This window comes from Nonomuraea zeae (assembly GCF_005889725.1).
Lineage (GTDB): Bacteria > Actinomycetota > Actinomycetes > Streptosporangiales > Streptosporangiaceae > Nonomuraea > Nonomuraea zeae.
Window position 1 is genome coordinate 20,647 of sequence record NZ_VCKX01000138.1, and the last position, 10,870, is coordinate 31,516.

General features: G+C 72.9%; 10 protein-coding genes and 1 tRNA gene. 3 read left to right on the plus strand and 8 right to left on the minus strand.

Annotated features, from left to right (window positions below; all coding sequences use genetic code 11):
• Positions 1–77: 77 nt before the first annotated feature.
• The 4 genes from ETD85_RS35255 to ETD85_RS35270 all read right to left on the minus strand — a co-directional run bounded on the left by ETD85_RS35255 (position 78) and on the right by ETD85_RS35270 (position 3,335).
• Positions 78–830 (minus strand): DUF2071 domain-containing protein, encoded by a 753-nt coding sequence (locus ETD85_RS35255; RefSeq protein ID WP_170247001.1) that lies wholly within the window; start codon positions 828–830, stop codon positions 78–80.
• Between the two features lie 24 nt (positions 831–854).
• Positions 855–927, minus strand: a tRNA-Ala gene (locus ETD85_RS35260).
• A gap of 50 nt (positions 928–977) precedes the next feature.
• Positions 978–1,817, minus strand: a complete 840-nt coding sequence (locus ETD85_RS35265; protein WP_206058995.1) for an alpha/beta fold hydrolase — start codon at positions 1,815–1,817, stop codon at positions 978–980.
• 24 nt (positions 1,818–1,841) lie between these two features.
• Entirely contained in the window at positions 1,842–3,335 is a 1,494-nt protein-coding gene (locus tag ETD85_RS35270; protein WP_240779632.1) for a vWA domain-containing protein, read from the minus strand.
• Positions 3,336–3,567: 232 nt separating this feature from the next.
• Here ETD85_RS35270 and ETD85_RS35275 point away from each other — a divergent pair, with 232 nt between their 5' ends.
• Entirely contained in the window at positions 3,568–5,250 is a 1,683-nt protein-coding gene (locus ETD85_RS35275) for an asparagine synthase-related protein (protein WP_240779633.1), read from the plus strand.
• A 22-nt stretch (positions 5,251–5,272) separates the two neighbouring features.
• On the opposite strand, the gene ETD85_RS35280 is transcribed toward ETD85_RS35275, so the two are convergent.
• On the minus strand, positions 5,273–5,776 hold the full coding sequence (locus tag ETD85_RS35280; RefSeq protein WP_138694150.1) for an isoprenylcysteine carboxyl methyltransferase family protein: 504 nt from the start codon (positions 5,774–5,776) through the stop codon (positions 5,273–5,275).
• Entirely contained in the window at positions 5,773–6,828 is a 1,056-nt protein-coding gene (locus ETD85_RS35285; RefSeq protein ID WP_138694151.1) for a type III polyketide synthase, read from the minus strand. Before ETD85_RS35285 ends, ETD85_RS35280 begins: the two co-directional genes overlap by 4 nt.
• 6 nt (positions 6,829–6,834) lie before the next feature.
• Here ETD85_RS35285 and ETD85_RS35290 point away from each other — a divergent pair, with 6 nt between their 5' ends.
• Positions 6,835–7,818, plus strand: coding sequence for a helix-turn-helix domain-containing protein (locus ETD85_RS35290; RefSeq protein ID WP_138694152.1), 984 nt, complete (start codon positions 6,835–6,837; stop codon positions 7,816–7,818).
• Between the two features lie 21 nt (positions 7,819–7,839).
• Here ETD85_RS35290 and ETD85_RS35295 read toward each other — a convergent pair whose 3' ends face one another.
• Positions 7,840–8,925 carry a methyltransferase gene (locus ETD85_RS35295; RefSeq protein WP_138694153.1) on the minus strand — a complete coding sequence of 362 codons (1,086 nt, stop codon included), beginning with the start codon at positions 8,923–8,925 and terminating at the stop codon, positions 7,840–7,842.
• 89 nt (positions 8,926–9,014) lie between these two features.
• Positions 9,015–9,653, minus strand: a complete 639-nt coding sequence (locus ETD85_RS35300) for a TetR/AcrR family transcriptional regulator (RefSeq protein ID WP_138694154.1) — start codon at positions 9,651–9,653, stop codon at positions 9,015–9,017.
• A 22-nt stretch (positions 9,654–9,675) separates the two neighbouring features.
• Here ETD85_RS35300 and ETD85_RS35305 point away from each other — a divergent pair.
• On the plus strand, positions 9,676–10,870 hold a 1,195-nt coding region (locus tag ETD85_RS35305; protein ID WP_138694155.1), incomplete at its 3' end, for an MFS transporter.

The window sequence follows — 10,870 nt, forward strand, 5'->3', positions numbered from 1 at the left end:
GGGAGCTCACCGCGAGGTGAGATCAGGGGCCTCGCCGGGAGGTGGTCACGGAACCGCCGCGAGCCGGGATCAGGGGCTCAGGGCGAGCGGGGAGCGCGGAAGAGCCTGGGCGGGGTGTGGATGTCGAAGTGCAGCTCCGGCTGGGCCAGGACGGAGTGCGGCGGCGTGTCCGGCTCGATCAGGCCGAGGCGCTCGAAGACGGGGAAGCGGGCGGAGGCGGCGGCGAGATAGCGGGGCCGCATCGCCGGGTGCCAGATGCTGTAGACACCCACCCGGCCGTCGCGCCGCCGGTACCAGCCCTGGGTGGGATGGGTGAGCCGCTCCAGCCAGTCGAGCTCACCGGCGAAGCCGTCCAGCGCGGTGAGGGGCTCGTCGAGCTCGGCCGCGACGCAGCGGGCGGCTCCGGCGTCGAGGCTCCAGCGGGCCGGCACGCTCTCCCAGTCGGCCTCGATCCTGATGCGGTCGCGTCTCCAGGGCATGCCCCACAAGTGCTGCGGGATCGCGACGACGGGATGGTCGAGGCTGGTGCCGAAGAACCAGACGCCGCTCTGCCCGTGCGCGGTGACGTAGGCGCGGTAGTTGATCTGCCCGCAGGCGATCGCCACCTGGGGCAGGAACCGGAAGTGGAAGTCGCGGTCCTTGAAGGCCACGGCGGAGACCAGGGCCCCGGAGCCGTCGGCGAAGTCCAGCTCCGCCGGGGCGAACCCGCTGGGCAGGTGGCGGGCGAGGGCGGCCGGGTCGACGCGGTAGCTGACGATCGCGAAGTCGTCCAGCTCGGTCTGCGCGTGATGCCAGCGGGCGGGCGGCTGAGGGGTGCCCTCGAAGGTCATGCCCGCGAGCCTAACGAGAAGGGGTGGAGCTATGGGGATTCGAACCCCAGACCTCCTCCATGCCATGGAGGCGCGCTACCAACTGCGCCATAGCCCCTTGTTGCGTGTACGAGTCTAGCCGACTTCGCGACCTCCGAACCACATCGTTCAGCCGAGCAGGGCGCGCAGGATCGGCTCCGCGTGCGTCCACAGCACCGCTCCCCCGGCGCCCGGCACGAGGTGGCGGCGCGCCCCCGGAATGCGCCGGGCCAGGGTCGCCCCCTGGTCGGGCGAATGGCCGGTGTCCATTTCGCCGTACCAGAGATCGACGGGCACGGAGACCTCCTCCAGCGCGTACGGCCACCGCCCCATCGCCAGCACGGTGTCCCTGGCATAACCCGACGGCCCCTGCGCGAAAGCCTCGTCCATGGCCCGGCGATAGGCCCGCGTGAAATCAGGCTGCCGGTAAATGGACCGATCTGTTTCCGGGCTTCCCGGCACGATCATTTCCCAGAGCGCGTCCGGCGTGAATGAGCCGAAGAACTTCTCGGCCCCGGCCGGATCCGCCGCCACGAAATCGACGAGATCGCGCACTCGATCCGGCAGCCCCTCGCCGAAAAAGGCCACCTCGTCGGCCCCCGACACGATCGCCGCCCGCCGCGCGAGCCCGGCGGAGGCGCACGCCAGCGCGAACGGCGCCCCTTGCGAGAACCCCACCACGCGCACCTCCCCCAGGCCGAGCGCGGCCACGTCGGCCGGCCAGGAGGAGAGCGTGCGGCCGGGATCGGGGTCCGAGTCGCCGAGCCCCGGCCGGTCGATCGAGATCAGCCGGACGCCGAGCTCGTCCACGACCCCGGCGCCGAACCCCAGCCACCGGCTCGTGCCCGCCCCGGGGCAGAGCACCACCGGCGTCCCCGCCGCCGGCCCCCACTCGGCCCAGCCGAGCGACCGGCCGCCGGGCAGCCGGGTGCGCCCGAGCCGGGCAGGGGGCGTGATGGTGATGGTCATCCGTCAACCTTGCCAGAGACTCTTTCAGCCCACGGACCTGGCCTTGTCGATGAGCGTGGCCAGCTCCGACACCATCGGGTCCTCGGAGACCGCCGCCAGGCGGGTGGCCTGCTCGCCGAGCTCCGGCAGGTCCATGCCGAACGCCTTGCGATCGCGCAGGTAGACGGCGAACGCGGCCACGACCACGTCCACCTGGAACCTGACCGGCGCCTTGTCCCACAGGGACGGGGTCAGGTCGTCCGCCTGCAGCGACCCGCTCGACTCGGAGGCCGCCCTGGTGTCGGGGTCCTGCCAGCGCACGGTGGCCTGGGCGAGCTGTCCCTTGGCACCGGCTTTGAGCCGCAGGGAGTACAACGCTGTGACGGAGTGCCCCGGCCCGATCTCGCCGCCGTCGCGGCTGTCGTCGCGGAACTCCTCCGTGCTCAGCGCCCGGTTCTCGTAGCCGATGAGCTGGTAGCTCTCCACGACCGACGGGTTGAAGACGACCTGCGCCTTGGCGTCGCGCGCCCGCAGCTCGATGGTGGCGGGGAGCTGGGTGGCGAAGATCTTGGCCGCCTCCTCCTCGGAGCTGACGTACACGGCCAGGCCGTCGCCGTTGTCGGCGAGCTGCTCCATCAGGGTGTCCCCGTAGTCACGGCCGACGCCGACGGTGAGCAGCGTGACCTGCTTGCCCGCATACTCCTTGGCCTGGTCGAGGATGGCCTGCCACTGGGTGCTGCCCTGGTTGGCCAGGCCGTCCGAGAGCAGGACGACCCGGTTCGTGGCGGCGGGCCTGAACGCCTTGGACGCCTCCTGGTAGCCGGTGATGAGCCCGGCCTCCAGGTTCGTGCCCCCGGCGATGCTCAGCTGCTCCACGGCGCTCTGCAGCTCGCTCCTGGCGGTCAGCGGGGTCATCGAGGCCAGCACCGTGGCCTGGTCGCTGAACGACACGATCGAAACCTGGTCGCCGGGCGCGAGCTGGTCCAGCAGCTTCAGCAGGGCCGACTTCACCAGGTCGAGCCGCCCCGTCTCGGCCATCGAGCCGGACACGTCGACCACGAAGGTCAGGTTCGCGGGCCGCCGCTCGGAGGCGTCGGACGCCCGCGTCTGCAGGCCCACCCGCAGCACGGCCTCGTCGCGCGACGGCAGCCGCGCGCCGTCCACGTGCACGGTGAACCCGTCGTCCGGCGGCTGCGCGTAGTCCTGGCGGAACGCGTTGACCCACTCCTCCGGGCGGATCTCGCCGGGCGCGGGCCAGCGGCCCTCCTGGAGGGTACGGCGGGCGTAGCCGTACGAGGCGGTGTCCACGTCGAGGGCGAACGTGGAGATCTGCGCCGTGGTCGTGTCCTGCTCGTCGGCCTCGCGGTCCTCCTGGGCCGGCGACCGGGCCGGCGAAGCGGTCGGCATCGCCGGTTTTCCGTTGCCGCTCGCCTGCTGGGGGGCGCGCTCCCCGCTCGTCGAGTTGCCGGCACCACCGCACGCGGCAAGGGCCAGCAGTGCAGCGAGTCCGACGCCGACCACCATGGGGCGAAATTTCATCGCAACCACCTCCATATGCTCCAAGCCGTACGACGGACCTCGATCTCGGATGGCCGGGTCGGTGACGCAAGCGAGCGCAAAACGCGATCGATACGTGATCACTTGTGACAATTGAGGCAATTGATGTAGTCATGAACCCGTGCGGGTCCATGTGGGCGTAGCCGCGAAGCGGCAGGACATTCCCGCCCGTGTCCTTGACAAGGTCCGAACCGTTATCGAAATCGCTTTTCCCGTGCCCCCCGATGTGATTCGCGGGCGGGAATGGCACGGCAGAGGCATTTCCCTGTTCGGCTGGACCAACGAGCCGGACGACTCCCGCCGGCCGCCGCTGATCTCCGAGCACGACGGCCGGATCATCGGGGTGAACGGCCATCTGGCCGACCCCGCCGACGTCGCCAAGCTGCCCGACGACTCCGTGGGCGGGTGCTTCTCCGCGTGGATCGCGCGCGACGGCGAGCTGACCGCGAGCACCGCGATCAACCGGGTCTGCCCCGTCTTCTACGCCGAGACGCCCGAGCTGCACATCGTCGGCAGCCGCGCCCTGCTGGTGCACCTCATCGCCCAGCCGGTGGACCGGATCGACCACGACGTCCTGGCGCTCCAGACGATGGTCAGGCAGGGGTTCTTCCTGTCGGACGAGACGCCGTACCAGGGGGTCTCCGCGCTGCGGCCCAGCGCCCGGCTCACGGTGCGGGGCGGCGTGCGGACGATCGCCGAGACCCCGCTGCCGCAGGCGGCGCCCGTGCCGGCGTCGGCGCGGCGCAGGCGGGCGGCCATCGGCGAGCTGGCCGAGGCGCTGGTGGCCACCGTCGCTCCGCTGCGCGAGCTGGGCGAGCCGGTGAACCTGGCGCTGACCGGCGGCCGGGACACCCGCGTGCTGGCGGCGCTGCTGCACGCGGCGCGGGTGCCGTTCAGGGCGACGACGAACGGGCTCGACCCGCATCCCGACGTGGTCATCGCCAGGGAGATCGCGGCCAGGCTGAACGTGCCGCACACGGTCATCGCGCCCCCTCAGACCGCCCGGCGGGACGCGGTGCTGGTGGAGCATCCGCTGAGCCGGGCCTGGGAGACGCTGCGCACGTGCGAGGGGATGACCTCGGCGTACGAGTCGATCGTGAGCTACCTCCCCTACTCCGGCAGGCCGACCATGTCCGGGCAGAGCGGCGAGACCCTGCGCGCGGGCAGCCTGAATCTCCTCCAGACCGACCTCGGCGACGAGGCGCTGCGGCGGCGGATCGAGACGACGTTCCGCAAGGACGCCAAGCTGTTCACCCCCGAGGCCGACGCGCACGCCCGCGAGCTGGCCAGGCCGTGGCTGGCCCGTGCGGACCGGCTGGCCGCGCTCGACCACATGTACGTCTGGTACAAGGTCGGGCGCTGGCAGGCCGGCGCCCGGGCGGGGGCGCTGCGGCGCGGCGATCCCGTGCGGCCGTTCCTGGACAACCGGGTGGTACGGGCGGCGCTCGCCCTCGACCAGGGCTGGCGCTTATCCGAAGAAGTGATCTATACGCTGATTTTGCGATTAGCCCCTGAGTTACGGGATGTCGCGATCGAGGGGAAGCCATGGCGGTTCGCCGCGAGCCTGCCCTCCAGGCGCCGGCTCCCCTGGCGGGCCCGGCCGCCGGCGGGCCATCTGGCGGCGGAGAAGACGGGCGGCGGGTGGAGCTGGCGTACCAGCCCCGGGCCTGCGCTCACCGACGTGCTGCGCGAGCAGGTGCTCGGCAGTCTCGACGCCCTCGCCCCCATCGTGCGCCCCGACGAGGTACGCGCCCTGTTCGACGGCCCGGTGGCCGCCAAGCCCGCCCTCGCCTGGCATCTCTACACGGTCAGCACGCTGCTGACCGGCCTCTACCCGGGCAAACGACCCGAAGGGCTGGCGGAGATCACGGTCTCCCGGCCGGATCCCGCCCGCTGAGCCCTCGGACGCGAGCGCCGCCCTAGCCTGCCAGCGCGGCGTTCTCCACGCGTATGCGCACGGTCAGCAGCAGGGCGTTGGCCAGCGTGAAGGCCAGCGCGGTCAGCCAGGCCGTGTGCACGAGCGGAAGCGCGAGGCCCTCGGCGACGACCGCCACGTAGTTCGGGTGCCGCAGCCACCGGTACGGCCCGCCGTCCACCAGCGGCATCCCCGGCACCACGACGACCCTGGTGTTCCACCGCCGGCCGAGCGTGCCGATGCACCACCAGCGCAGCCCCTGGGCCAGGACGACGACGGCGAGCATGGGCCAGCCGAGCGCCGGGAGGAAGGGCCGGTGGAGCAGCCACACCTCCAGGGGCGCCGCGATCAGGAGCGCCACGTGGGCCAGGACGATCCAGGGGTAGTGCCGCCTGCCGTACTCGATGCCGCCCCTGGACCTGGCCCAGGCCAGGTTGCGGCGGGCCACCACGAGCTCGGCCAGCCGTTCGAGCACGACCAGGCCGATCAGCAGCGCGTACGCGCTCACCAGTGCAGCAGGAGCAGCTCGGCGGAGAAGCCCGGCCCCAGGGCGAGGAGCACGGCGGGTGCGCCCGACCGGCCGCGCGTCTCCTGGAGCACGTTCAGCACCGAGACCGACGACAGGTTGCCGTATTCGCGCAGTGACCTCCAGGTCACGTCGAGTGCCTTGGGCGACAGGCCGAGCGTCTCCACGATCTTGTCGATGACCTTCGGGCCGCCGGGATGGCAGATCCAGGTGGCGACCTGGTCGGGGGTGAGGCCGTAGTCGGCGAGGAAGGCCCTGATGTCGGCGGCCAGCACCCGCTCCACGAAGTCCGTCAGATCCGCGTCCAGCACGATGCGGAACCCCCGGTCGCCCACCTCCCATCCCATGAGGTGCTCGGTGTCCGGATAGAGCCTGCTGCGGGTGGCGACGACCTCCGGCCCGGGCCCGCGCCCGGTCGCCACGACCGCCGCCGCACCGTCCCCGAACAGGCCGCTGGCCACCAGGTTCGCGATCGAGGTGTCATCACGCTGGATCGTCAGTGAGCACAGCTCCACGCACACCAGCACGGCGACGTGGTCGGGCCAGCCGCGCAAATAGTCGTGCAGGCGCGACAATCCGGCCGCCCCGGCCGCGCAGCCGAGCCCGAACACCGGCAGCCGCTTGACGTCCGCCCGCAACCCCATCCGCTGGGCCAGCTTCGCGTCCAGCGAGGGCGTGGCCAGGCCCGTGGTCGAGCAGAACATCAGGTGGTCCACCTTCTCCGGGCGCACGTCGGCCTTCTTGAGCGCGCCTCTCATCGCCTGCTCCCCCAGCTCCAGCGCGAGCTCGATGTAGGCGTCGTTCGCCCGCGAGAAGGAGTCGAGTTTGGCGTAGTCGGCCAGCGGCAGGGCGAGGTTGCGGCCCACCACCCCGGTGGCCTCGTGGAAGTGCCGCAACAGCTCTTCGTCACAGTCGGTCAGCCGGGAGAACGCCTCAGTGATCTCCGCTTGCTCGTAGCGGTTATCGGGCAAAACGGTCTGTACTCCCGAAATATGCATATAGCTCTCCTGCCGCTGAGAGGGCCCGGCTAACATGCGTGCATGCTCCTGCCGCTCCCCGCGCGCCCGCCTGCCGATCTCCACACGGTCGCGGCGCTGGCGTTCGACGGCATGGCCCCGTTCGAGCTCGGCTGCGTCGTCGAGCTCTTCGGGCTGCCCAGGCCCGAGCTGGACGTGCCCTGGTACGAACTCAAGGTGTGCGCCGAGACGCTGGAGCCGCTCAGGGTCGTGGGCGGCTTCTCCATGCAGGCGGCTCACGGGCTCGACGTGCTGGCCGAGGCCGACACGGTGATCGTCCCCGGGGTGGCCGACGTACGCGCTCCCGTCTCCGGCGAGCTCGTGTCGGCGCTGCGGCGGGCGCACGCGCGCGGCGCGCGGATGGTCTCGATCTGCTCGGGGGCGTTCGCGCTGGCGGCGGCGGGCCTGCTCGACGGCCGCGCGGCGACGACGCACTGGAAGTACGCCGAGCTGCTCCAGGAGCGCTTCCCCGCCGTCGAGGTCAACCCCTCGGTCCTGTACGTGGACGGCGGCGACGTCCTGACCAGCGCGGGCAGCGCCGCAGGGCTGGACCTGCTGGTCCACCTCGTACGCAACGACCACGGCCCGAACGTCGCCAACGCCGTCGCCCGCCGCCTGGTCATCCCGCCGCACCGGGAGGGCGGTCAGGCGCAGTTCATCCAGGCCGCGGTCACGCCGGTGGAGGACGACGACGCGGTGGGCCGGGCCATGGCGTGGGCGCTGGACAACCTGGCCGGGCCGATCAGCGTGGCGGACCTGGCCGGCGCGGCGCACATGTCGGAGCGGTCGTTCATCAGGCACTTCAAGCGGCAGACCGGCACCAGCCCGCTGCGGTGGGTGATCTCGCAGCGGGTGGCGGCCAGCCTGCCGATGCTGGAGTCGACCGGCGCGCCCGTGGAGGAGATCGGGGCGGCGGTCGGGTTCGAGAGCCCGGTGACGTTCCGCCACCACTTCACCCGTGCCATGCGCACGTCCCCGTCGGCCTACCGGCGCGCGTTCAGCGCCTGAGCCCCGCCCCGCGCGCGCCCGTCAGGGGGTCAGCCGCCACAGCGAGGTCACCTCGGCGGCCCTGGCGGCGTGCAGCGGGTCGCGCTCGTCGCCCGGCCGGTTGTGCCGGGGCGCGATGTCCATGCGGCCGGCGACGCGCAGCCCCGCGCGCTCGAACGCGGTCAGCAGCTCGTCCCGGCTGCGCAGGCCGAGATGCTCGGCCAGATCGGACAGGATGAGCCAGCCCTCGCCGTCCGGCTCCAGATGCTCGGCGAGCCCGCCCAGGAACCCGCCCAGCATCCGCCCGCCCGGGTCGTAGACGGCGTGGTCGAGCGGCGTGAACGGCTTGGCCGGCAGCCACGGCGGGTTGCAGACGACGAGCGGCGCGCGGCCGGGCGGGAACAGGTCGGTCCGCACGATCTCCACCTGCCCGTCCAGGCCCAGGCGGGCGACGTTGGCCCCGGCGCAGTCCACCGCCCGCTGGTCCAGGTCGGTCGCCACGACGTGCCGGACGCCCCGCCTGGCCAGGACCGCGGCCAGCACCCCGGTGCCCGTGCCGATGTCGAAGGCCAGCCGCTCGCCGGGCAGCGGCGCCTGCGCGACCAGATCGACGTATTCGCCCCTGACCGGGGAGAACACGCCGTGGTGCGGGTGGATGCGGGCGCCGAGCGCGGGCACGTGCACGCCTTTCGTGCGCCACTCGTGCGCGCCGATCAGGCCGAGCAGCTCGCGCAGCGGGCCCACCGCCGCGGGGGCCTGCGGCCCGTGGACCTCGGCGCACGCCTCCCGCACGTCCGGCGCCCTGCGTAACGCCACCACGTGGCCGGCCGCGTAGGGGATGAGCAGCATGCCCAGCGTGCGCGCCCGCTGCGCCTGCGCCTGGCGGTGGCCGTGGAACCCGGCCCCGGTCGCGGCGGGCTTGCAGCGGCGGCCCATGGCCCGCAGGAGCTGACGGGCGTTCTGGAAGTCGCCGCGCCACAGCAGCGCGGTGCCCTCGCAGGCCAGCCGATAGGCGGTGGCGGCGGGCAGCCGGTCGTCCGCGACCGTCACGCGCTCCGGCGGCGGCACGCCCAGCGCCGAACGCCAGACCGCCGAACACTCCCGCCCCGCCTCGGTCCACCGGATCATCAGAACCCGACCGTTTCACGGACCGCGCGCCACGGCCACTGGTTTAACGGGCAGGTTGCCGGACCCGGAGCGGCGCAGGCGCCCCCGCGCTACGGCAGCAGGCCGGTCGCCAGCGCCCGCAGGCCGTGCTCGTAGGTGTCGCGCGCGGTCAGCTCGACCCACCGCGCGCCCACGGTGGCGAGCCGCGGGAACTCCTCCGCGTCCAGCTCGGCGAACACCCGCTCCCGATAGGTGGGGCCACCCTCCGCCCGCCGCTTCCCCGCCGCCGCGCGGCCGCCGATCTCGCCCGCCGTGTAGTGCCAGACGATCCGGTACGCGTCCACGGCCGCCTCGATCGTCAGCCCGGCGCGTACGGCGGCGTCGATGATCTTCTCCGGATACCACAGCGCGCCCACCGACAGCAGGTCGTCGGCCCTGAGGACGTCCACGACCCACGGGCACCCGGACAGCGCCTCGCGCATGGCCAGCGCGGCGGCCACCAGGCACTCCCCCGGCTCCTCCGGCAGCTCGGGCCGGGGGATCCCGGCCGCGTAGTCGTCGAGGAGCAGCAGCAGGAGCCCTTCCTTGTCGCGCACGTGATGGTAGAGCGCCATCGGCGTGCTGCCGACCTCCCTGGCCAGCCTGCGCATGGTCAGGCCGCTCACGCCGTCCTGCTCGATGACCCGCTGGGCGGCGGTCACGATCTCCGCCCTGGAGATCCTGGGCGGCCTTCCTGTACGCGTCGGCATGCTGCCATGTTACTTTCTATACATGTATAAAAACTCTTCCGGCTGGGCGGCCGTGGGGGTGCTGGCGTTCGCCGTGGCCGTCGGGACCCTGCAGATGACCGTGGTCGTCCCGCTGCTGCCGCTGCTGCAACGGCAGCTCGGCGCGCCGCTCACCTCCGTCTCCTGGACGCTCACCGCCGGCCTGCTGTCGGGCGCGGTCGCGATCCCGCTGCTGTCGAGCCTCGGCGACATGTACGGCCGCCGCCGGGTGTCGCTGGCGGCGCTCGCCCTGCTCGTCGCCGGCTCGGCGCTCAGCGCGCTGTCCACCGCGCTCGCCCCGATCATCGTCGGGCGGGTGCTCCAGGGTGCGGCGGCGCCGCTGCTCCCGCTGGCCATGGGCCTGGCCAGGCAGGGGCTGCCGGGCCATCGCCTGCCCACGGCGATCGGGGTGCTCAGCGCGACCATCGGTGTGGGCAGCGGCGGCGGCATGATCCTCGCGGGGCTGCTGGACGGCGATTACCGTGCCGTGTTCTGGACGCTGACCGGGCTCGGCGCGCTGAGCTTCGCGCTGGTGGCCGCGGTCGTGCGCGAGCCGAGACCCTCCCGCGCCGCCGGGCGTCCCGACCTGGCGGGGGCGGCGCTGGTGTCGGTGTGGCTGGTGTGCCTGCTGCTCGCCGTCAGCAAGGGCGGCGCCTGGGGCTGGACATCGCCGCTGACGCTGGGCCTGCTCTGTGCCGCCGCGGCGGTGGCGGCGGTGTGGGTGCTGACCGCCCGGCGCACGGCGGCGCCGCTGATCGAGATCCCGATGCTGCTGCACAGGGGGACGGCGGGGGCGACGGTGGCGTCGTTCCTGCTGGGGTTCGCCCTGTTCGCGGCCATCACGACGCTGTCGGCGGTCGCGCAGGGCACGCTCGGGGCCTCGGTGCTGCAGGTCGGGCTGTACCTGCTGCCGACGACGGTGCTGATGCTCGCGGTGTCGGTGCTGGCCGGGCCGCTGATGCGCCGCTTCACCGCCTCCGCGCTGGTCGCCTGCGGCTCCGTGCTGGTGACGGCCGCGGCGCTGTGGCTGGTGCTCTCAAGGGCGGGATCCGACCTGTACGGCGCCGCGGCGGTGCTCGGTCTCGGGATCGGGCTCGGGTACGCCGCGCTCGGCACGATGGCCGTCGAGCACGTCGAACCGGCCAAGACGGCGGCGGCCGGAGGGGTGAACGCGCTGGTCCGGGTGGTGGGCAGCAGCC